Annotated in this window: 16 protein-coding genes and 5 pseudogenes; 16 read left to right on the top strand and 5 right to left on the bottom strand. The window is 60.3% G+C overall.

The window, feature by feature from the left end; all coding sequences use genetic code 11:
* The first annotated feature begins 20 nt into the window (after positions 1-20).
* The 6 genes from J8I87_RS26935 (at position 21) to J8I87_RS26910 (ending at position 7655) form a co-directional block, all read left to right on the top strand.
* Positions 21-1181 carry an acyl-CoA dehydrogenase family protein gene (locus J8I87_RS26935; protein ID WP_209935104.1) on the top strand — a complete coding sequence of 387 codons (1161 nt, stop codon included), beginning with the start codon at positions 21-23 and terminating at the stop codon, positions 1179-1181.
* On the top strand, positions 1178-2152 hold the full coding sequence (locus J8I87_RS26930) for an NAD(P)H-dependent flavin oxidoreductase (RefSeq protein WP_209935103.1): 975 nt from the start codon (positions 1178-1180) through the stop codon (positions 2150-2152). Before J8I87_RS26935 ends, J8I87_RS26930 begins: the two co-directional genes overlap by 4 nt.
* Before the next feature lie 93 nt (positions 2153-2245).
* Positions 2246-4417 (top strand): fatty acid oxidation complex subunit alpha FadB, encoded by a 2172-nt coding sequence (gene fadB / locus J8I87_RS26925; protein ID WP_245254184.1) that lies wholly within the window; start codon positions 2246-2248, stop codon positions 4415-4417.
* A gap of 237 nt (positions 4418-4654) precedes the next feature.
* Positions 4655-5077, top strand: coding sequence for a DoxX family protein (locus tag J8I87_RS26920; RefSeq protein ID WP_209935102.1), 423 nt, complete (start codon positions 4655-4657; stop codon positions 5075-5077).
* A gap of 283 nt (positions 5078-5360) precedes the next feature.
* The gene (locus J8I87_RS26915) at positions 5361-6281 is read left to right on the top strand and encodes a LysR family transcriptional regulator (protein WP_209935101.1); all 921 of its coding nucleotides are present in this window, start codon (positions 5361-5363) and stop codon (positions 6279-6281) included.
* A 189-nt stretch (positions 6282-6470) separates the two neighbouring features.
* Positions 6471-7655: an acetyl-CoA C-acetyltransferase gene (locus tag J8I87_RS26910; RefSeq protein ID WP_209935100.1), complete on the top strand. Its 1185-nt coding sequence runs from the start codon at positions 6471-6473 to the stop codon at positions 7653-7655.
* Positions 7656-7665: 10 nt separating this feature from the next.
* On the opposite strand, the pseudogene J8I87_RS26905 reads toward J8I87_RS26910, so the two are convergent.
* A pseudogene (locus tag J8I87_RS26905) lies at positions 7666-8322 on the bottom strand (AMP-binding enzyme); the annotation flags it as partial.
* Between the two features lie 133 nt (positions 8323-8455).
* On the bottom strand, positions 8456-11209 hold the full coding sequence (locus J8I87_RS26900) for a LuxR C-terminal-related transcriptional regulator (RefSeq protein WP_245254183.1): 2754 nt from the start codon (positions 11207-11209) through the stop codon (positions 8456-8458).
* Positions 11210-11723: 514 nt separating this feature from the next.
* Here J8I87_RS26900 and J8I87_RS26895 point away from each other — a divergent pair.
* From J8I87_RS26895 to J8I87_RS44965, 7 genes and pseudogenes are all read left to right on the top strand, one after another.
* Complete coding sequence (locus J8I87_RS26895) at positions 11724-12338, top strand: FMN-dependent NADH-azoreductase (RefSeq protein WP_209935098.1); 615 nt, start codon at positions 11724-11726, stop codon at positions 12336-12338.
* A gap of 88 nt (positions 12339-12426) precedes the next feature.
* Positions 12427-12690 (top strand): ferredoxin family protein, encoded by a 264-nt coding sequence (locus J8I87_RS26890; protein WP_209935097.1) that lies wholly within the window; start codon positions 12427-12429, stop codon positions 12688-12690.
* 2 nt (positions 12691-12692) lie between these two features.
* The gene (locus tag J8I87_RS26885) at positions 12693-14078 is read left to right on the top strand and encodes an FAD-dependent oxidoreductase (RefSeq protein WP_209935096.1); all 1386 of its coding nucleotides are present in this window, start codon (positions 12693-12695) and stop codon (positions 14076-14078) included.
* A gap of 11 nt (positions 14079-14089) precedes the next feature.
* Positions 14090-16228, top strand: coding sequence for a molybdopterin-dependent oxidoreductase (locus J8I87_RS26880; protein ID WP_209935095.1), 2139 nt, complete (start codon positions 14090-14092; stop codon positions 16226-16228).
* A gap of 496 nt (positions 16229-16724) precedes the next feature.
* Positions 16725-17639 (top strand): annotated as a pseudogene (locus J8I87_RS26875) (NAD(P) transhydrogenase subunit alpha); the annotation flags it as partial.
* A pseudogene (locus J8I87_RS26870) lies at positions 17615-17818 on the top strand (NAD(P)(+) transhydrogenase (Re/Si-specific) subunit beta); the annotation flags it as partial. The pseudogenes J8I87_RS26875 and J8I87_RS26870, both read left to right, overlap by 25 nt.
* A 1-nt stretch (position 17819) precedes the next feature.
* A pseudogene (locus J8I87_RS44965) lies at positions 17820-17930 on the top strand (electron transfer flavoprotein subunit alpha/FixB family protein); the annotation flags it as partial.
* A gap of 878 nt (positions 17931-18808) precedes the next feature.
* Here J8I87_RS44965 and J8I87_RS26865 read toward each other — a convergent pair.
* From J8I87_RS26865 to J8I87_RS26855, 3 genes and pseudogenes are all read right to left on the bottom strand, one after another.
* Positions 18809-20041, bottom strand: a complete 1233-nt coding sequence (locus tag J8I87_RS26865) for a type II toxin-antitoxin system HipA family toxin (RefSeq protein WP_209935094.1) — start codon at positions 20039-20041, stop codon at positions 18809-18811.
* Positions 20038-20319: a helix-turn-helix transcriptional regulator gene (locus J8I87_RS26860; protein ID WP_209935093.1), complete on the bottom strand. Its 282-nt coding sequence runs from the start codon at positions 20317-20319 to the stop codon at positions 20038-20040. Before J8I87_RS26860 ends, J8I87_RS26865 begins: the two co-directional genes overlap by 4 nt.
* A gap of 268 nt (positions 20320-20587) precedes the next feature.
* A pseudogene (locus J8I87_RS26855) lies at positions 20588-21477 on the bottom strand (tyrosine-type recombinase/integrase); the annotation flags it as partial.
* Positions 21478-21649: 172 nt separating this feature from the next.
* Between J8I87_RS26855 and J8I87_RS26850 the strand changes: the two are divergent.
* The 3 genes from J8I87_RS26850 to tnpB all read left to right on the top strand — a co-directional run bounded on the left by J8I87_RS26850 (position 21650) and on the right by tnpB (position 22917).
* A complete protein-coding gene (locus J8I87_RS26850) occupies positions 21650-21895 on the top strand; it encodes a hypothetical protein (RefSeq protein WP_313066135.1) in 246 nt (81 codons plus the stop codon).
* A gap of 126 nt (positions 21896-22021) precedes the next feature.
* Positions 22022-22564, top strand: a complete 543-nt coding sequence (tnpA, locus tag J8I87_RS26845; protein ID WP_245254182.1) for an IS66-like element accessory protein TnpA — start codon at positions 22022-22024, stop codon at positions 22562-22564.
* The gene (gene tnpB, locus J8I87_RS26840) at positions 22564-22917 is read left to right on the top strand and encodes an IS66 family insertion sequence element accessory protein TnpB (RefSeq protein WP_209935091.1); all 354 of its coding nucleotides are present in this window, start codon (positions 22564-22566) and stop codon (positions 22915-22917) included. Before tnpA ends, tnpB begins: the two co-directional genes overlap by 1 nt.
* The last annotated feature ends 34 nt before the right edge of the window (positions 22918-22951 follow it).

Genomic DNA, 22951 nt, shown 5'->3' with positions numbered 1-22951 from the left:
CAGCGCGAGGGGACTTGAACATGCGACGCACCCATTTCGACGCCGATCATCTTGCATTCCGGGATACAGTCAGCCGCTTCTTCCAGGGGGAAATCGGTCCGCACGCCGAGCGTTGGCGCGAGCAAGGTTTCGTGGATCGCGAAGCCTTTCTGAAAGCGGGGGAGCAAGGCTATCTGCTCATGTGGGCGCCGGAAACGTACGGCGGACTGGATCTGGCTGATCTGCGTTACGAACAGGTCCTGTACGAGGAGAACGTTCGCCACGGGGAAATCGGCTTTTACATAAACCTTCATTCCCGCGTTGTCGCGCCTTATCTCGGCAGATTCGGCACCGTTGAGCAAAAGGCCCGCTATCTGCCGCCAGCAATCCGGGGTCAAGAGATTCTCGCGATCGCGATGACGGAGCCCGGAGCAGGCAGCGACCTCGCCGGCATGACGTCGCGCGCGCGGGACATGGGCGACCATTGGCTGCTCAATGGCGCGAAGACGTATATCTCGAACGGCTGTCTGGCTGACGTAATCATCGTCGCCGCGAGAACCGCGCCGGAAAGCCGTCACGGAATCGGACTATTCATCGTCGAAGCTGACATGCCGGGATTCAAGCGCGGCAACAAGCTACGGAAGATCGGCCTGCACGCGCAAGACACAGCGGAGCTGTTCTTCGACGACGTGAAGGTGCCCAAGAGCCATGTGTTGGGCGATCCGGCCAAGGGTTTCGTCTACATGTCGGAACTGCTCGCGGAGGAGCGCCTTCAGGTCGCCATCGGGTCGATCGCGCAGGCTCAGGCAGCGTTCGACATCACGCTCGACTTCATCAAGGAAAGGAAGGCGTTCGGCCGGCCGCTCGGATCGTTCCAGCACCTTCGTTTCGAAATGGCTGCGATGCGCGCGCAACTCGATGCCGTGCAGGCACTGGTGGATCACTGCGTGATGGAGGCGAACGCGAAGGTGCTCACGTCGGTCATGGCATCGGAGGCGAAGCTGCTCGCGACCGAGCTTGAGAACAAGGTGATCGACACGTGCGTGCAGTTCCATGGTGGCGCCGGCTACATGGAGGAGTACCGCATCGCGAGGATGTTCACCGATGCGCGCATATCACGGATTTTTGCGGGCGCCAATGAAATCATGAAGGAAATCATTGGCCGCGACCTGGGACTCGACGACAGGAAACTCAAGCAATGAGGACGCGCGTCACGGAAATTTTGGGTATTCGCTATCCGATCATCCAGGGCGGGATGATGTGGGTGGGAACCGCGGAGTTGGCCTCGGCGGTGTCCAACGCAGGCGGTCTCGGTACGCTCACCGCACTCACGCAGCCGACGCCGGATGCGCTGGCTGCCGAAATCGAACGTTGCCGCGAGATGACGTCTCGGCCGTTCGCCGTGAACCTGACGATCCTCCCGACTGCGAGCCCTCCGCCGTACGAAGCCTACCTCGATGCCGCATTGCAGGCGGGCGTCAGCATCATCGAAACAGCGGGCAACAGCCCGAAGGCGTTCATTGAAAAGGTCAAGGCCGCGGACGGCGTTATCGTTCACAAGTGCACGACCGTCAGGCACGCGTTGTCCGCGCAGCGCAATGGCGTCGACATCGTGAGCATCGACGGCTTCGAGTGCGCCGGCCATCCCGGCGAGGACGATGTGTCGGGGCTGATCCTGATCCCGCGCGCCGTTCAGGCACTCGAGATTCCGGTCGTCGCGTCGGGGGGTATCGGCGATGGACGGGGCATGGCCGCAGCGTTCGCTCTGGGCGCACAGGGCGTCAACATGGGTACTCGCTTTTGTGCGACGGTCGAGGCGCCCGTTCATCCGCACATCAAGGACGCGCTCGTTCGGGCGACAGAACGGGACACACAACTGATATTCCGGACACTGAACAATACAGCGCGCGTGTTCAAGAATGCCGTAGCCGACGAGGTCGTCGCCATCGAGCGCCGGCCGGGCGGCTGCGAGTTCAAGGACATTCACCCGCTGGTGGCCGGTTCGCTTGGCAAGGTCGCGCTTGCCAACGGCGATATCGACGGCGGCATCATCACGGCGGGCCAGGTGATCGGGCTGATCCACGATATCCCGACATGCGAGGCTCTCATCGAGCGAATGGTCGCGGAATGCCGCACGCGATTGCAGCAGGTGCTGGCGCGGCTCGAGGACTGAACGCGGCAGCCGACTGTGATTGACTGGTGCGACGAAATAACGACGCCCCGAAGCAAGTGCGCTGACGGCGGACCGAAGCGAATCATTGTCGTCTTGAATCAACCGGAAGAGGACATCCGCATGATATGGGAAGGGAAAACGTTGCGCGTCACGCGTCTGGAAGGCGGTGTGGCGGAGCTGTGCTTTGATCGTTACGGACAGACGGTCAATGCGCTGGATCGGGCGGCGCTCACGGAGCTTGCTGCGGCGCTTGACGCGCTGTACGCCGCCGACGACATCCGCGGACTCATCGTCACGAGCGCCAAGGATTCGTTCATCGTCGGCGCCGACATCTTCGAATTCTCGAGAACGTTTCGTCTACCCGAGGCCGAGCTGCGCGCTTGGGATGCGGCGTGCAGCACGATCTTCACCCGTCTCGAAGATGTACCGTATCCCAGCGTGTCGGCCATCAACGGCGTGGCGCTTGGGGGCGGTCTGGAACTGGCGCTGACGAGCGACTTCAGGGTTATCGCGACGACGGCGCAGGTCGGACTTCCCGAGGTCAGTCTCGGCATCGTGCCGGGGTTTGGCGGGACGGTCCGACTGCCTCGCATCGCGGGCGTAGCGGTTGCGCTCGACTGGATCATCAGTGCTGATGCAAGAACGGCCACGGCTGCCAAAGAGGCGGGCGTCGTCGACGTCGTGTGTGAGCCACCGAGCCTTCGAAGCAGGGCGCTGTCATGTTTGCGCGAGGCGATCGATCGCCCCGATGCGTGGGCGCCGCGCCGGCGCGCGCGGCTTGCGCCTTTCGAGGTATCCGTCGACGCACTGGAGCGGGGAAGGGCCGCCGCGCGGCGGTACGGCCAGCATTTTCCCGCAGCCGCTGCGGCGGTCGAATTAATCGGTGACGCGGCATCGATGGCACGAGAGGGGGCACTCGAAATCGAAGCCGACACATTCGCGAAACTGGCGAAGACCCAGGCAGCTGCGTCGTTGGCCGGCATCTTCGTCAACGAGCAGGCCTTGAAGAGAAAAAGCCGCGACGCGGCGCGCGCCGCACGTCCGGTGCACCGGGCTGCGGTGCTCGGTGCGGGCATTATGGGTGGCGGCATCGCGTACCAGAGCGCATTGCGCGGCACGCCGATCATCATGAAGGATATTGCGCAGGCGGCACTGGATCTGGGTGTGCGCGAAGCGGCGAAACTGCTCAAGAAGCGGGTCAGCAGCGGAAAGGTTTCGGACTACGAGGCGCGGGAAATCGAGCAAAGCATCGTGCCGACGCTCGACTTTGAAGATATTGACAGCGTGGATCTCGTCATCGAAGCCGTCGTCGAGAATATCGGTGTGAAGCGCGACGTGCTGGCCGAAGTGGAACAGCGGATTCCCTCCGATGCCGTGCTCGCATCGAACACGTCGTCGCTGTCGATCGCCGAACTATCGACCGCACTGGCTCGCCCGGAACGTTTTGCCGGGATGCATTTCTTCAACCCAGTGCCGCAGATGCCGCTCGTCGAAGTGATCCGCGCGCCGCGGACCTCGCCGCAGACCATTGCGACTGTCGTCAACTTTGCGCGGTCGATGGGTAAGACGCCAGTTGTCGTCGCTGATTGTCCGGGCTTTCTGGTCAACCGGATTCTGACCGCGTATATCGTCGCTTTCCTGCTGCTGGTGCGCGACGGGGTCGACTTCGTCGCGATCGATGCCGCCATGGAGGCGTTCGGCTGGCCGATGGGGCCGGCCTATTTGCAGGACGTCGTCGGAATGGACACGGCGTCGCACGTGATCGACGTCATCAGCGGTGGCTATCGACCGCGAATGGATTTCGCCGGTCAACACGCGGTCAAGCTGATGGCCGCTGCCGGGCGGCTCGGACAAAAGCGCGAACTCGGATTCTACAGGTACTTGCGCGACGAGAGAGGCCGCATGCAGAAGCTCGTCGCGGATGACACGCACGAGTTGCTTCGGACAATACAGCCGAGCGGCATCCGCGAACTTCAGGCAGAAGACATCGTGCAGCGCATGATGTTGCCGATGGTGATCGAAGCCGCGCGCTGCCTCGAAGAGGGGATCGCGGAATCGGCCGGCGACATCGACATGAGCCTGGTTCTCGGCGTGGGATTTCCCCGTCATCTGGGCGGCGCGTTGCGATATGCCGATAGTCTGGGCGCGCGATGGATCGTCGACGCGTGCGAGCGCCTGGCGCATGTCGGACCGTTGTATGAGCCGAGCCCGGGGCTGCGAAGCATGGCTGAGCATAACGGTCGCTTCTTCGATGAACGCGGATGACAGTCGCGAGCAGTCACATCGATGGAACCGGGCGCACGGGTTTCACTCGATACCCGGTCGCTCGAATCGGATAACGACATCGCAACAGGATTCGCTTTAATTCTGGACGAGTGAAATCCGAGGCGCATCTCTAGTGAGTTCACGTGTGGATGCCTACGATGATTTCAGGGCAGCTGATCGCCCGAAAATCGCGAATACGATCAACTCACTTTCAATGACTTTTTTGGGATCTATACTATGAAATCGAAATCAACCAATTCGTACCAAGCGTTTTCGCTGTTCGGCCGAGTCCTCCTGGCCGCAGTGTTTCTCGTCAGCGGGCTCGGCAAGCTAGCGACTGCGAGCGCCACCATGGGCTTCATCGCGTCGGTCGGACTGCCCAGCCCCATGCTCGGCTATGCCGTCGCACTGACGCTCGAAATCGGTGGCGGCGTGCTGCTTATCGTCGGATATCAGACGCGGGTCGTCGCGGCGTTGCTGGCCGTGTTCTCGATTGTTACCGCGCTGTTCTTTCATCATGCGTTCGCTGATCAGAATCAGACGTTTCACTTTCTGAAGAATCTCGCGATTGCCGGAGGGCTCTTGCAAATTGTCACATTCGGCGCGGGCGCGTACAGCCTAGATGGCCGTCGCGGTGCTCCGGAAGTCAGTATTGCATAGTCAATCACAGCGAGTTGAGCGCGGCCGTCTCGTCCGAGCCGTCGTTCCGAGCGGGTTGCGCCCCTGGCGCAGCCCGCATCGCCGCTGATGCGGCCATCGCGGGCACGATCACGCTTCATCGCATGGCGATGGAGTCGCGGGACGCCTGATGAGGCATACTTGGCGAAATCGCTTGCCGTTGATACGGTAGCGCAATAACCAGGGGCATGCCTTTACTTGAAATCGAGAAGCACCCGTCCGATCGAAAGGGGCCACGTCTCTGTTACAAGCATGGAGACAATCGATGGTGGACCTGAACGATGTGGCGCTCTTCATCAATGTCGTCAAAGCCGGCAGCTTTGCGGAGGCGGCGCGGCGCCTCGGGCTGCCACCGAACTCCACGAGCAGGCGCGTGCAAGCGCTCGAGCAGGATCTCGGGGTGCGCCTGCTGCAGCGCTCGACACGCCGGCTTGTCTTGACCGATGCGGGACAGAGGCTGTTCTCTCAGAGTGCAGCGCAGATCGAATCCGTGACGCAGTCGGCCCAGGAAATTTCCGAAGGCAACGCGACTCCCAGCGGGAAAGTGCGCGTCGCCGCGCCGGCCGATTTCTTTCTCATCCTACCGGTCGATCAGGTAAACGAGTTCCTAACGGCCAATCCGCGGGTCCGGCTCGAATTCATCCTGAACGACAACCGAGCCGATCTGCTTGCCGAAGGGATAGATGTAGCGCTACGAATCGGCAAGGGAATCGAACCGAACCTGGTCGCCCGCCAGATAGGCTGGATCAGCGGCGGACTGGTGGCGAGTCCCGCGTATATCGACGCGCATGGCATGCCCGAGTCTCCGTCCGATCTGTCGGATCACGACTGTATCGCAATCCCGACGAATCTGTCCGGCTATACGACATGGCGTCTTGAGGGACCGGATGGAGAGCACGAGATCTCAGTGAGGGGGAGGTTTCACGTCAACAGCGTTCAGGCGCAGATCTACGCGACGCTCGGCGGACTCGGTATCGGACTGCTTCCGGTCGCGACCACGTGTGAACATCTGGAGGCCGGACGGCTGGTACGTGTGCTTCCCGAATATGGGATTCATCGAGTCGGCGTCTACTTCGTTTTTCTCGATCGGCGACAACTACCGCGCGCGGTCAGCGCGTTCATCGAATTCGCGATGACGAAAATTCTCGACGCGAGAATGATCGAGCCGCTCGCATCCGCTGGATAGGGCGCGAGCGCACGAAAATTGAGGTGGTTTCGAGATCGTCGTATTCGACGATGCCCGCCAGGCTCCGGCTTCCTATACTGCGGCCAAGGTCAATTTGTGGCCGATGCGCGATCCGCTTGATTTGCGACCAGAATCGTAGGTTCAGGCGAGCGCTCCTGTCTTTCTCATTCACGTATTCAAGAGGCCAGCATGGCTGAAGCATATATTGTTGCGGCAGTGCGCACTGCCGGCGGCCGGCGCAATGGGCGTCTGTCGGGGTGGCATCCCGCCGACCTGGCCGCCCAGGTTATTGACTCGCTCGTCGATCGCTGCGAAGCGGATCCGGCAATCGTCGACGATGTGATCGTCGGTTGCGTCAGCCAGATCGGCGAACAATCGATGAACATCGCGCGCACTGCCGTTCTTGCTTCGAAGTTGCCGATTTCGGTTCCGGGAACCTCGGTCGATCGGCAGTGTGGTTCGTCTCAGCAGGCAATGCACTTCGCCGCTCAGGCCGTCATGTCCGGGACGATGGATGTCGTGATTGCGGCAGGGGTGGAAGTCATGTCGCGCGTGCCGATCGCATCGGCGAATGCGGTCGCGATCAAGAGCGGCATGGGAGGATATGTCAGCCCGCGTGTCAGTGAGCGCTACAATCATCGCGAATTCAGTCAGTTCGATGGCGCCGAAATGATCGCAGCAAAGTACGCGTTTTCTCGCGACGATCTTGATCAGTTTGCGCTTCAGAGTCATCTGCGCGCAGCGGAGGCAGTGCGCGCGGGACGCTTTGCCGCGGAGATCGAGCCGGTTCGCGTGGCCGTGCGCGACTCCGAATCCGCGGCGGGTGACGATCTGCATGTCGTCGATGAAGGCATTCGATTTGATGCTTCGCTCGACAGCATCGGCAACGTAAAGCTTCTGCAGGAGGGAGGCCGGATTTCTGCGGCTTCCGCCAGTCAGGTTTGTGATGGTGCGTCGGGCGTGATGGTTGTGAGCGAGCGCGGCCTGAAGCTGCTAGGCGTCAAACCGCTGGCGCGTGTTCATCACATATCGGTGCTCGGACACGATCCGGTCATCATGCTGGAAGCGCCGATTCCGGCAACACGGCGCGCCCTCGCCAAAGCCGGGCTTAAAATTTCCGATATCGGCTTGTACGAAGTCAACGAGGCATTTGCGCCGATTCCGCTTGCATGGCTGAAGCACCTCGATGCGGATCCGGCGCGCCTGAATGTCAACGGTGGGGCGATCGCGCTTGGACACCCGCTTGGGGCATCGGGTACGAAACTGATGACAACGCTCATTCACGCGCTGGGGCAGCGTGGCGAGCGCTATGGCCTCCAGACGATGTGCGAAGGCGGTGGCATGGCAAATGTGACGATCGTCGAGCGGCTCTGACGCGTAGGCGCGGGGGCAACGTCCCCCGCCGCAGGATCTTGCCGGATGCGTTGCTTGGCAATCTATCGACGAAGTCGATGCTCTTGGGAACCTCGAACCCTGCGATACGTGCACGGACGAATTGAATGATGTCGTCCGGCTCCGGGGCAACACCGGGTTTGGGTACGACGATCGCTTTGACCGCCTCTCTCCATTTTTCATCGGTACGCCGATCACGGCCACTTCCGCGACATCCGGATGCCCGTAGATCGCGTCTTCGACCTCGGCGGGATAGATGTTCTCGGCGCCCGAGATAATCATGTCCTTCACGCGATCGTGAATGTAGAGGTAGCCGTCTCCGTCCAGGTAGTCGGCATCGCCGGTTCTCAGCCAGCCTTGAGTGCGATGACCGCATCAGTGGCTTCCGGCATGCGCCAGTAGCCGGCCATGTTCGCCGCGAGCGCGTCACGACTTCGCCGACCGTGTTCGGCGGAACCGTGTTTCCGTGCAAATCGACGACGGCGATCTCGACCTCCGGCATCGGCAGGCCGGCGCCCCGCATACGCGCGTTGCCGGAAGGGGAGTGATCCTCGGGCGGGAGATACACGATCGTGCCGGAGGTTTCGGTCATTCCATATTGCTGACAGAAGCCGCACCCGAACAGTTGGATACACTCGCGGACGCGCGCGCGTAGTGGTGGGCAATCGCGCCCAGCGTCGACATCGAGTCGAAATCGGCAATCCGACTTGCGGATTGCTGCGTGCGGGTCGTCAACGGATTCTCCTGGAAGGAAAGATGGCGCGGTTTGCCGCGCGTACGCCTCAACGCATCAGACCGAGTTTGCGCGCAATGGCGACGGCTTGCGTACGGCTGCTTGCGTTCAATTTGCTGTTGATATTGCGCAAGTGGGTACGGACCGTGCTGTCGGAAACGAAGAGGTTTTCCGCCATCGCGGCGTTGGAGTAGCCTTCCGCAAGCAATTGCAGGACGCGCAGCTCCTTGCGCGTCAGCGGCTCAAGCAAGCTGCCGGAGCAACGCGACGATGCGGGCAGACGCTCGCCCGCGGGCGACGGATCGAGCGCGTGCAGGAGTCGCTGTACATATTCGCCGAGCACAGGCGTGTTGCGCTGGCTACCGTTCTTCTGCATAGCTTCAAGGCATCGCTCGAGCAACGGGATCAGCACGACGCCTTCGTCAAGGATAGACCGCACGAAGCCTTCGTGACACATTTGATGCAATGCGGACATCGCCATTTCGACGGCGGCTTGCGTCATGCCGTTGCGCTGCAGGGCGATCGCTGAAAGAAGACGCAGCTTTAGCGCGCGGATGCCGCGCTCCGATCGTTCCGCATCGGCAAGCGCAGGTTCGAGTTGCCGCAGCGCGAAGGCTGGATCACCGAATTGTGTTTCCCAGCGCGCTCGTCCGGTAACAACATCTTCGACGTCACTGGCCGGCAGGCTCAGCCGCGCCACACGCTGCCAAAGCGTTGCGTCGTCGCTGCGGTCGAGCTCCTCTCGTGAAAAATCCGCGTATCCCTGCAGCAATAGCAGTCGGGCGCGCTCGAGCCTCGCTGACGAGACCACACGTGCCAATTGGCGCTCCACCCCGAGGTATTCTAATTCAGACAGGAACTGCAGCGAACGGTCGACATCGCCTCGCTGGAACGCGATCCGCGAGCGTATCCGGTAACCCATGATGATGTGGTCGGGGAGGCCGACGTCGCGCGCCAGTGGCAGATAGACGTTGAGTAGGTGCTCGGCTTCCTCGACACGATCGGCCTCGTAGACGGAGCCTGCGTATAGCACGCCGGCCCATGCATTACCGCCCGTCAGGTTGTAGGAGAACGCGTAGGTCGATCCGACTGCAATGCGAAAACGTGCCGCCGCGTCGCGCAGACGCCCGAGTTGTAAATCGACTAGTCCTTCCGTCGATTCGGTGTGCATGCGTAGGAATACGCCCCTGTTCTGCACGCGTCGTGCCGCCTCGAGGAGCCGATGCGCTTCGCGATGCTGACCGAGCACCGAAACGATATAGCCCATCGAATTACACAGCACGCCATCAGCAAACGCGTTGATCGTCGGCAGATTGTCGAGGCATTTCTGGCCAATGGTATAGCCTTCCTCGAACCGGTCCATCATCGCGAGCAGCATTGGGCGTTGGCCGTTGACATGCGCACGTACCTGCGGATCCTGGCTCTCCGCGCAGCCTGATCGATCCAGCAACTCCATTGCCTGGCGAGGCCCCTTGGTGAACGCCAATGCCCAAACCGCGATGACCTGCAAACACGGATACATGACGAGTTCGCGTGGCTGGAATGCCTCGAACCAACGTGCCAGCAGCCGCATGCGGCCTTGCTCCAAAAATTGATCTACATGCTGCGCGAGCAGCGAGAGTGCGTATGGATGGTCCGCCCCTTCGATGGCATGGTCGATAGCGGGGACGATCTCATGCCGCTCCTCGTACCAGCCGGCGGCCGCCAAATGGAGCCGTAGAATCTTTTCGGGTTCCTCACGGCGCAATTGCGCACACAAATAGTCTGCGAACATGCTGTGATAGCGCCAAGTACGGTTCTTGTCGCCGACTGGAATGAGGAACAGATTGGTGCTCACCAAGCGGTCCAGTATGTCGTCCGCGTCCAGCTTTGGATTCAGGGCTTGGCAAAGGGAAGGATCGAGTTGCCGCAAGATGCTGGTTCGAAGGAGGAACTTGCGGATTTCCGCGGGCTGATGCGCAAGCACATCTTCCGCTAGATATGCCGAGACATCGTGGTGCGAGCCAGAAAAGCGCTCGATAAAGTCGCTTTGCGTGCCATGACGCGCGAGCGAGACGACGGCGAGCGATAACGCGGCTGCCCAGCCCTCGGTCTTCTGGTATAGGCGCATCACATCATCGGACGATGGGGGCGACTCCAGCCGCCGTTCGAACAGTTGTTGCGTGTCGTCCAACGTAAAGCGAAGATCCTCGGTATCGATTTCGAGCAATACGTGTTGAACGCGCAACCGTGCAATGCCGATTTCGGGCTCGGCCCGCGTACCGATTACGACCTGACAGTTGCGAGGCAGATGCTCGATCAGTTCGCGTACCAGCCCGATGACGGATGGTTCAACAAGCTTCTCGAAGTCATCGAGGAACAAAGTGAATGCGGTGACTTCTCGAGAGATCGCTTTCAGAATTTCCAATGGGGTGGCAGACGGAAGCTCGTCGAAGCCTGCCTGCGCAATAGCAATACGCAGGCAATTGATGAAGCGCGGCACGTCGTTGTCGGCACGTTCGAGTGTAAGCCATGCGGTATGGCCGTTCGCATGATCGAGATGGCTTCTGGCCTGCGTCATCGCCGTAGTTTTTCCGAATCCCGCCGGTGCGCGGACGAGAATCAGTTTGGCGCGGGTATGGACGATGCGCTGACAAACTACGGTACGCGGAACTTCGCAACAAACCGAATTGGTCGACAGAGTCCTGCTGGCTGTTTCCGGCGCTTCGGGGAGCGGAGAGAGCGAGACTGACGCATTCATCACGGGCACCCTCAATATGAGTTTCGATTGCGCGACCTGATGGTGATTCGTCAGGTAAGCCATGCAAAAAAATGCTAGGCGTCGCTGAGCGTGTCGACTAGGCGTGGAAAAGGTAATTCACTCGTCCACGGATGATGGGAATCCGCGATCATTCGTCCGGGTACGGATCGTGGTTGTGCTTGCTGGACGCGCGTTTCAATGATCGGTTGCGGTGCGGAAAGTGTCGACCGATCGGGAGGTGGGGCAGATACTCGGTCGAGCCGCGGCGGGGCTGCCCTTGCTTCGCCTGATCTCGGCGAGGCGTTGATTGTGGCCCGCAGTGGACGAGTGAAATACAGGCGAAGTAACTAATCGTCAAGCGCGGTGATGGATAGCATGTCCCTACGTGCCGTACATGTGGTGATCAGTCGGAATTGCGCTATCAGGCCTTTTGAAAAAACACCGGTGCGCTCGACGCAGGCGAAGGATGCGCTGAGCTTTCCCGATCGATACAGGTATTTTGGAACAACGTAGTGAACCGACCAGTGCCGGTGATCGGGGCGACCTCGCTTTATTCAACCTTATGGAGTCTTCATTCATGACGACGCTACTTCACATCGATAGCAGTATCCGCAGCACGGGCTCCGTTTCCCGTCAACTCACGGCCGAATTTGTGAGCAGATGGACGGCTGCCCGGCCGAGCGCTACTGTCGTCGTGCGCGATCTGGCTCGCGATCCTGTCCCGCATCTGACCGAGCAGATGATGGGCGCATTCTTCACACCGTCAGACTCGCGATCGCCGGAGCAGGCCAAGACCGTGGCGTTGTCCGATGCGCTGATTGACGAACTGCTCGCTGCCGACGTCATTGTGATCGGTGTACCGATGTACAACTTCTCGATCAGCTCGGCGCTGAAGGCGTGGATCGATCACGTGACGCGTGCCGGCATGACGTTCCGCTATAGCGAAACTAGCCCCGTCGGCCTGATTACCGGCAAGAAGGTATATCTCTTCACTGCCAGTGGCGGTGTCTATAGCGAAGGTCCGGCGCAGTCGATGAATTTTCAGGAGACGTACCTGCGTGCCGCTCTCGGCTTTATCGGACTGACCGATGTCACCGTCGTGCGTTCGGAAGGACTGGCAATGGGCGAGCCGTCAGTCGAAGTCGCGTTGACTCGCGGTCGCCGGGTGATCGACGAGCTGATCACCGCGTAAGGCGATCAGCGATGAACACCCGGCGCAACAGGGCTCCGGGTTCCGGTCCAGGCGGTGGCCGACTGTCAGATGGATACGAGGAGAAGTGATGGCTCACGTGATTGCCGCCCCCTGCGTGGCGGACTATTCCTGCGCGGAGATTTGTCCGGTCAACTGCATCAGCCCCAGGACGTCTGACGAGGATTTCGACGGGGCGGAGCAGTTGTACATCAACCCCGACGTCTGCATCGATTGTGGGGCCTGCGTTGAAGTCTGCCCGGTGCTGGCGATTTTCGAAGTGGGTTGTCTGCCTGAGAAGTGGCGGCATTACGCGCGGGTCAATCGTGAATACTTCAGGGCGACGGAGGCGTGACGATGGCATTGCCGCTGCGAATTGCGATTGTCGGCGCAGGCCCGGCCGCAATGTATGCGGTCGGGCATCTGCTGGATTCGGACGAGATCGAGCCCGATATCGATATCTTCGAGCGTTTGCCGAATCCGTGGGGTCTCGTTCGAACAGGTGTCGCCCCGGATCATCCGGAGAAGAAGCGGATTGTCGATCGTCTCTTCGACTTTTATTTCAGGGACTCTCGCGTGCGCTTTTTCGGCAATGTCGAGATTGGTGTTCATCTCGGCCACACGGAACTTGCACAGTGGTATGACGCGGTGATCTATGCAGTTGGGGCGGGCAGCGATACGCGGATGAGGATCCCGGGTGAGGAATTACCGGGATGCTGGGCGGCTCGGGAATTCGTCGGGTTTTACAATGGCCATCCAGACCACCGACATCTTGAATTCGACCTGTCGTGCGAACGAGCATTGGTCATCGGCAACGGGAATGTCGCGCTGGATATTGCGCGTATTTTGACCATGCCTGTCGCAGAACTCGAGCGGACGGACATCGCTGACCATGCGTTGGATGCGCTTCGTCGCAGTGCCGTTCGAGAGGTGGTCGTGCTCGGACGGCGTGGCATTTTGCAGGCGGCATTTCACAACCCCGAACTGGAGGAGTTGACACATCTGGACGGGGTGGATGTCATCATCGAAGGACAGGACCTTCCAGGCGAAGATGACATCTTAGACGAACGATCGTCCTGGGAAGTCCGACGCAAGGTAGCGATGTTGAAGTGGATGAGCGGACGGCGGTCTCATCGGGAGAACAAGCGCATTGTCCTGCGATTTCTTGCGTCGCCGGTCGAATTGAACGGCAACAGGAAAGTCGAGGAAGTCGTGATCGGGCACAATCGCATCGAACGAGACGAACAAGGGATCCCGACTGCAACTCCGACTGACGAGCGATCGGTGCTACATGCGGGGCTGGTCTTGCGCGCCATCGGATACCGGGGTATGCCATTTCCCGGATTGCCTTTTGACGAACACCGCGGCGTCATTCGCAACGTGGCGGGGCGGGTTGTCGATGTTCACGGACCGGTCCTGGGCGCCTATGTCACCGGCTGGATAAAGCGCGGCTGCCGGGGGGTTATCGGCAGCAACAAAAAATGCGCGCACGAGACGGTCGAAGCATTGATTGATGATGCAAGGAAAAATCGACTTCGGCACGCGAAGCTAAGCAAGGATACGGTGGCTACGTTGATCAAGCGAAAGCATCCGGACGTGGTATCGCGCGCCGACTGGTTGGCCATCGATCGTTCGGAGAAGGATGCGGGACGCGTTACGGCGCGGCCACGCATCAAGAAGACCGATATTCCAAGCATGCTGGCTTGTGCGCGTGACCATGCATTGATTTCGAAATCGATTTGAGAGGCGATGTCTTGGCTCAACGAAAATCCACCTTTTGCCGAATTTGTGATCCTCACTGCCCATTGCTGGCCGAGTTCGACGATCAGGGTAAGGTAATCCGCCTCAGTCCGGATTTCAGTCATCCGAGTGGTGGTGTTGCTTGCCATAAGGGCTTGTCGTTTCTCGACGTGCATCACGATCCCGATCGTCTGAACTGGCCGCAAAAACGCATGAACGGCTGGTCGGAGACGCGTGGAGAATTCTTTGAGATCGACTGGGATTCCGCCATGGGTGACATTGGCAGACGGTTGAAATCCATCCGAGATCAGTTTGGGCCGGATTCAGTCGCCGTGTACCTGGGTAATCCGTGGTCATTCGATAGCTCGGCATTCGTCACGCTGGGGCGGTTCCAGGACGCAATCGGCACCCGGATGCGCTTCAGTGCGAATACGCAGGATGCCGCCAACAAGTTCGTCGTGGCCGGCGAGGTCTACGGGTCATCGATGTCGCTGATGATGCCTGACATACTCCATACCGACTATCTTCTGTGCATCGGTTCAAACCCGAAAGTCTCGAGGTGGGTATTGTTCTCGACGCCGAACGACAGTGGCGAGACGCTCAAGCGGATCGTCCAGCGCGGCGGCAAGGTTCGCTTTGTCAACCCACGAAAGGTCGAGTCTTCGACAATTGAAACCGGTCCAACATTGCGCATTAAGCCTGGCACGGATGTCTATTTTCTTGCAGCGTTGCTCCACGAGATCGTTCTCCGCGGCGGGGCGGACGACGTGCTAGTCGCGCAATATGGCAAGCATGTCGACGAGTTGTTGCGATTTTGCAGCTTGTACCCAGCGGATAGGGTCGCGCGCGTGATCGGGCTTGATGCAAGCGTAGTGGAGGACGTCGCGAAGGAGATGATGGCAGCCAAGTCCGCTGCCGTTTATGTGGCAACCGGTGTCAATCAGAGCCAGCAAGGCAGCCTATGTTACTGGCTCGCGGAAATGATCAACTTCATCACGGGGAATCTGGGGAGGAAAGGCGGAACGTACAAACCGAGTGGATTGCTGAATTACTTTCCGCCGCGCGTGCCTTCCCAGCAATTCAACACATCGATGGGCGCGTTCAGATTGCCGGAAACGATGGAATTCGCGGCCATGCCGGCCGCGCTGTTACCGGACTTCATCGAGAGCGGCGATGTGCACGCGTTGCTCGTCCTAGGGGGTAATCCGCTGATTTCGGTAGGCGGTGGCGAGCGGTTGCGGAAGGCCCGCGAAAAACTGGATCTTATGGTAAGCGTCGATATCTTCCGCAACGCCACCGGCGAGATGGCCGACTATGTTCTGCCTGCAACGGACTGGCTAGAACGCAAGGATATCAACATGCTGGTGAGCGGCATGCAGTCGGTCCCTTACGTTCAGTACACGGACGCCATTGAGCCGCCGGCCGAAGGCCGGCGCAGCGGATGGTGGATTCTCGCGAGAATCGCACAGGCAACGGGTGTGATGTCGCCGCTCGATGATCATCCTGACGCAAGTGACGGAGAGCACGAGATCAATGCAGTGCTGGCGGCAAGAGCACTTTCGATCGACATACTCAGAACAATGCCTTCGCAGACGGCAACCTTTCCACAGGAAGATCGCGCGGTATTGTACGAACGCTGCTTGCAACATGAAGACCGGAAGATCGATTGTTTTCCCGATGCATTTGTCACGGAGGGGCTCATCGAGCGTTGTCATGCGATTTTCGCAGAACGGGTAGATGAGCCTGATGGCACCTTGAGGCTAATTTCGTTGCGCACACCATATATGCAGAATAGTTGGCTCGTAAATACTAAAAGATTCAGGCAAGGTCGGCAGCGCACCAATCCGTTGAATATTTGCGAAGTGGACGCGTCATCGCGAGGCCTGCGTGATGGTGATTCTGTGCGAGTGTTCAATCAATACGGAAGCATAGAAACGCGGGTACTAATCAACAATGACCTCAGGCCGGGTTCGGTTGCGATGACGCATGGGTACGGTCATGAGCGCGCGTATGGGTTGACAGTGGCAGTCCACAGGCCAGGCGCAAATTGCAATGCGTTAATGCCGACGCGACCGGACACGATAGAGCCATTGAGCTATATGTCGTGGCTGTCAGCGGTGCCAGTGGAAGTTGAGAAAACCCGGGAATCGTGAAATGCCTGATGCCTCTGCTGCCACGATCGTTACGATCGAGTGGAGCGTATTACGTTGTCGGGCAGTGACTGACGATTGGTTTGTATCCGGTGGTTCAAGGCGCGTTTATCCAGCAAGTGCCGCCCGCGAACTATCCGATGTTGATGACTCACATCGTATGGATGAGCGATCGTATGTCTGGATCAACGATGCTGACTTCTTAGATACGCCGGGCCGCCTGTAGTCTCGACCATGTCCCGAAAAGGGCACATTCATATCGCGGCGTTGTGTTGTGGATTTCCCGCCCACGACACCTATGGCGTCAATGCCAAGCGTCTAGAGTCTATCTCCAGTCGCATGTGCGCCTTGGTCAAAGAGGCAGGCTGAGGGAAAGCAACGAGGACGAATTCGTCTTTTGCGACGATGACGTTGTGATTTCACGCCCCATAATCGTTCGCATACTTGAATGATTTTACGTGGGACGATATCAAGGTGGCTGCTGATCGCTGATTTCAATCAGGCACCGGCCGACGGCGAACTGTCGTCGCTCAAACGCGGCGCGGTGCTCATCGGCATGCTCGAGCCGTTCAACACGGAGCAGGCCGCGAAGCTCGCGGCCGCGGGCGTCACGGGCTTCGCGCTCAGGCCGCGCCGCGCACGACACGCGCGCAGAGCCTCGACGTGCCGAGCTCGCAGGCGAACATCGCCGGCTACAAGGCGGTGCTCGTCGCGTCGGCGATCTATCCGCGCTTCATGCCGATGCTGATGACGGCCGCCGGCACCGTGAAGGCCGCGCGCGTGCTGATTCTCGGCGCGGGCGTGGCCGGGCTGCAGGCGATCGCGACCGCGAAGCGCCTCGGCGCGGTGATCGAGGCGTCCGACGTGCGGCCGGCGGTGAAGGAGCAGATCGAATCGCTCGGCGCGAAATTCCTCGACGTCCCGTACGAAACGCAGGAGGAGCGCGAAGCGGCCGAAGGCGCGTCGGCGGCTACGCGCGGCCGATGCCGCCGTCGTGGCTTGCGCGGCAGGCGGCGCTCGTCCACGAGCGCGCGAAGCAGGCCGACATCCTGATCACGACCGCGCTGGTTCCGGGCCGTGCGGCGCCGACGCTGCTGTCCGTCGAGACCGTGCAGGCGATGAAGCCGGGCTCGGTCGTCGTCGACCTCGCGGCCGGGCGCGGCGCGGAAATGGACGGCCGGCGCGGCGGCAACTGCCCGCTGACGGTGGCCGACCAGGTGACCGTGCACAACGGCGTGAACATCGCCGGCTACAGGAACCTCGCGGCGATAGTGCCGACCGATTCGTCGGCGCTCTACGCGCGCAAGCTCGACTTCATGAAGCTGATCGTCACGAAGGAAGGCGCGCTGAACATCGACATGAACGACGACATCGTCGCCCGACGCTCTTGTGCCGGTGGTCGCGTCGATGCTGAACTCGTAATCGGGCTGGGCGGCGGCGGGCATCGGCTTCTCGCTGAACAACGCGATGCTGATCATCGCCGGGTCGCTGGTCGGCTCGTCGGGCGCGATCCTGTCGTACATCATGTGCCACGCGATGAACCGCTCGTTCTTCAACGTGATTCTCGGCGGCTTCGGCGGCGAGGCGGCGTCAGATCGTCGCGATCAACAAGGATCGGGAAGCGCCGATCTTTAGCGTGGCCGACTACGGCCTCGTCGGGGATCTGTTTTCGGAAATTCCGCGCTTGGTGGCGCAACAGGCGTGAGGGAGGGTTTCCGGAGATTCTTGATTGGCGGCTATTCAATCCAGTGTGACGAATATGGGAGCGATGGAGCGAATTCGCCTTGACGCGGCGGCCGCAGCAAACGCGGAAGATGCGTCAATTTGGCGTTGGTTTTCTGTGCTTCTCGAGGATCGCCGAATTCGATGGCGTTTCGACCAGCAGCGAACCGTGTCATTCGAAGCTGCCGAGCCGAGAGTGTCTGAGTATCGACCTTCACACGGTAAAGGGCAGGCATCCTACAAACCTAAACTATAGCCGACCCTGGGACGTCAATCTGAATGTCAGTAAAGGCCGATCAGCGGGCATAGCGGGCGGTGCAGGAGGGCGAGTCAGGTGCGGCCGCTTGACATAATAACCGGTCTCGGTATTGACAGACGTCGACCACGCCTTTGAGATGGCGGAGCAAACCCGCAACTTGACAAACGGATGGCCAGGCGGGCAGGGAAGCTGCCCGACGACCTCCGGTCGCGTGGTCGCCCAACGCTCTGGCGGTTAAAGGTTCAGAAATATTGGTCGTTAATTCGAGAACGGCATGACGCGTCTCGATGTTTAAGCGGTATCGGATGCGATGCTTTGTTGGTTGTCCTACGTATTTGACATGACCGAATTATCGGTCGATGGGCGCAAAGAACGTGTCTTGCGCCAGCAAAGCGAGCGCGCGATCCAGGTACGGTCCGGCAGTGGCTCGAATTCGCCCCGCACGCGATGACAGCAGCGGGACTCATCACTGCTCCTGCGCCGGCAGTTTTAACCGCTAACCAGCGGTAGCCTCCTCGGGGCACGCGTTGCCACGCGGCAGTGCGCGCCGTGTTGCCTTCTGCTCCCGGTGCGCTGCAAGACCCGTCCGAGAGGCAGCGGCACTAGCGGAATTTCGGCCGCGAGACAGGCCGAACGCCCTCGCGCTCAATGGCATGCCGCATGGAGCTTAGGAGGTCGTCTTCCTGATACCGTCGATCCTCTTCAAACCGCTCAGCTACCGTCGCGTATGCATCGCGCAGACGCGTCATGATGACCTCGCAGTCATCGGCGTGCAGCCCCAAACGCGTTCCGTATGCGATGAGGGCACTGTGCACGGGAAACGTCTTGGACTTATTGAGCTTCAGGGCCATCTTGCCGTCGAGATCCGGATAGATGTCAGTGCATACGACATCGAACACTGGCGCCAGCCGCCGCGAACCGGTTGGATCGTCGTAGACGATACCCAGATTCTTCATGTGGGCGTCGCCATCACGAAGCAGGCAAGATAAAGCAACACGTTCAAAGAGTCGGTTCTTCTGCAGTTGATCAGAGCGCGTGTAGATGTCGACGGCCTTTGCAACCATCTCATAGCTGCCCTCATATTTGCTTTTGCCTGTGAGAACACCCATATCCTCGAAGCCCAGGGGAGAACCGTCGCCGAGCCGGTCAAAGCGCGCCATCACGAAAAGCTTCCCGTCGTCCGAGAGCCAGAATTGGGGCACATCAAGTCCAGCCTCCTTCGCGACCGACATGCAAAAGAACTCGTTTCGGGCGACCCCTGGAAAATCGTCGCCTTCAGCTTTGACAATCACCGTCTTGAGCGGCAGCGCGGCGTGTTCGTAGGGCAGGGCGTCACTTTCGTCCGCGATCGGCACCACCGTCTTGGGCTGAACTCCAGAAATGCCGGAGCCAAGCGCATACCGGTCGACCAGACGCTCGAAGACTCGCCGAGACGGCAAGGAGAGGAGCTCATCAAGGCGCTCGCCTTCATGCTCTGGCACGCTCTCACCCGGGACGGAATAGGTAAGTCGCCCGATCTGGTTGCGTCCCGCGAGAAACAGCAGGAACATATCGCTTGGTGTTCCGTAGCGGGCAAGGCGCTCCTCGATGACGTACCGCAGATACCCTTCGGGTCGATTCATTGCGAAGACGCCCATCAGATCGCCGCTAGCGTAGCTTTGATGGCGAACCGGCATGGTCAGCGAAACAGCGGCAGAGTCGGCCACCTCCGCATAATTGAAGACATACCGGCTTTCCTTCGCCAGCAGGCCGCTTTTACCTTGCGGTGAGTGCACGTCGAGCGCACGGATTTGCCTGAACAGCCGCTCGACGTCCAGCGATGCCTCGGAACTCATTCCTCATCGTCCTTGAAGATGGTCGGGAGGTCTTCTAGCACAACGGAATCCCTGGGCCGCAGAACCAGTTCGTACCCCAGAGCGTTGGCGAGGCGGCACAACTCCTTGATGCCCACATTCTCCGCGCTCTCGGCATTGGTGACCGTGCGCCGCGCGACGCCTGCGCGTTCCGCAAGCGTCTGTTGTGTCAGCTTGCGGTCGCGCCGCGTCGCCCGCAAGCTTGCAGCGAGGCGTTCGATGTTATTGATAGGCTGATCGAGAACGTTTTTGCGCATCATAATGCGCATTAGCATAACATGTGGCTAGTATGCGCGCAATCGTGCGCGTTCTGCTCGTTCGGCCGCATATTTCCTGGATAGGCTAGTTTTGGAAATGTGTAACATGATGCGCATTTGACACAGTTTATGAAAATGTGCGCACTATGATGCGCTTTTCGAGACTGGCTCTGGCCGCGGTGTCAAAGAGGGGTTATCCGGGATTTCCATGCCCCGGAAGGGCGGCGCTGACGCACCCAAGCCGGCGCTGTCGCGCCCGAGGTGGGCGTCAGTGCGCCGAGGCCTGCTGCAGCAGGTCGGCGCGGGCCACAAATTCTTCGCCGCGTGCGCGCAGCCGGTGCGCGGCGCCGGCAAACACGGCCTTGACGATCGTGTGCAGCGCGGCCCGCGTCAGCGGCCGGGGTGATGCCTCTCCGGTTTTCTTTCGTGTCGGGTCGCCTGGGCTGCCCGCCGTGCGGCCCGCGGTTTTTCCCGCCGTGCTACCCGCCGTTTTTCCGACCGGCAGCACGAGCGGCGTCGCCTCACCGGGTGAGGGCAGGGCCGTCATCCCGAACGATTGCCGGTAGCGCGTGAGCTCCGCCATCAGTTCGCGCGTGGCCGGAATCAGGCGTTCCTTGTCGCCCTTGCCATGCACCGTCAGCCACCAGCGCATCGTGCCGTCGATATCGCGCCGCACGAAGAATTGCCCCATGGTATTGCCACCGGCCTCGGCGATGCGCAGGCCACCCAGGTACAGCAGCGTAAAGAGCCAGCGCACGCGGTGGTAGTGGGCGCGGTCCCGGGCGGTGTTCTGCGGCATCGACGCAATGAAGTCCTTGACCTCCTGCCACAGGCCGGGCTCCAGATAGCGGGTGATGCGCGGGGCGGCCCTGCGGGTGCGCTGGCGCGACAGCGCGAGCGGGTTGCCGGCCAGATAGCCGGCCTGCACCAGCCACGAAAACAGCACGTTCAGGATCACCATCGCCTGGCGTCACTCGCGGGCGACAGCGGCCCGTAGAACGGGCGCCAGCGCGCGTCGCCCCTCGGATGCTTGCGACCGCCGCCGGCGACCCAGGTTGAAGCGGGCTGCGGGTCGGCAAGAAAGGCCTGGTAGCGCAGACAGTCCTCGTGCGTCAGCGACGACAGCGGCTTGCCCAGCTGCACGAGCGACCAGAGCCGTAGAGCGCATTAATTCTGTCAATCCGGATTCTCTGCCGTACAAGGTGATGACGCGTCGAATTGACAAAATTATCGACAGTCCGAACGAAATAAAGTCGCCAATTCGCATAAGTCCGCATTAAATTCGTCAATTCGCGTCCTAGACTTCGAATCCCGTCCGTAAGGCGTTGATCTTATGGAACATTCCCTGCACATCTGGCAGCCGGTGGCGCTTGCCCGGCCGCGAGGCGCACACCGCCTCGAAGCCTTCAGTCTGAAACTGGATCGCCGGTTGACGTTCTACCGGCGCGCCGCGCTTGAACAGTGGGTGCTGCTCGAAGCCGATCCGAGGACCAACCACTTTTGCGAACGACCGGGTTTCATCCAGTTTGGCGAACGACGCTATCTCGCGGAGTTCTGGGTACGTTACCTTGATCGCTAAGAGTTAGTTATCCTGTCTGATTCGATCACCGACGCGGACGCGAAGCAAACCGGGGATGTCGCCAACGCTGAACTGCAGGTAAGGCTGATTCGTAAGCGGTAGTTCCGACTCATCTGGAACCGGTGTATGAGAAGGAACAAGATTGCGTCCGCAGCCACCACATTGCGGACGCAGCTTATGACTGATCTACAAACTGACTTTGACTTCCTGCCATTGCGGGTGATCGGTAAATCGGCCGACGGCAAGAACCGGTACGACCGTGGTGGCAAGCGCAAGCTGATCGAAGCGTGCCAGAAGCCGGGAGCCTCCGTTGCCGGGCTGGCACTAAAGGCTGGCGTGAACGCCAACCAGCTTCGCAAGTGGATTGGCCTCGAGCGTAAAAAGACACGCTCCCGAACTGAACGGCAGCCGACACCAGCCGGTGTGCCGGCATTTGTTCCTGTTCTGGAAGTGGTTGATGCCGAACCTGTGCACTTGCCTCACATGCCGTCCCAGCCCGACGCCCAGCCGGCTGCTGCACGGCGTGAACCGATGCGTCCGTCGCAACGCCCGCCGTTGCCGTCACGCCTGATGGCGCAGTTGCCCAACGGGGTGAGTCTCGAACTTGAATGTATGCAACAGGACACGGCGCTGCTCACAGCGATGATCGACGCATTGAGGAGCCGGTGATGCTGCGCTTCGCTGACGACCTGCGGGTCTATCTGCATCGCGAGCCGGTCGACTTCCGGTGCGGCATCAATACCCTAGCCGCCGTGGTTGAGAATTCGATGCGACTGGATCCGCTCGCGCGCGCCGTGTACGCGTTTCGCAACCGTAAATGCAACCGGATCAAGCTCCTGCTGTACGAGCGCACCGGCTTCTGGCTGTTATTGCGCCGCCTCGAGCAAGACCGTTTCGTGTGGCCGCGACGCGATCAGGAAGTGATCGAGCTGACCACACAGCAGCTCCACTGGCTGCTCGATGGCATCGACATCGACGCGCTTCGCCGTCATCCTGCACGCCATTACGAGCACGCCAGCTAGCCCGGTACGTTGCACGTAAACAACGGCCGGGCGC

Source organism: Paraburkholderia sp. LEh10, from assembly GCF_017814945.1.
Classification (GTDB): Bacteria; Pseudomonadota; Gammaproteobacteria; order Burkholderiales; family Burkholderiaceae; genus Paraburkholderia.
Note: the sequence above shows the minus strand (reverse complement) of the source record. Positions and strands in the feature narration are given on the sequence as shown.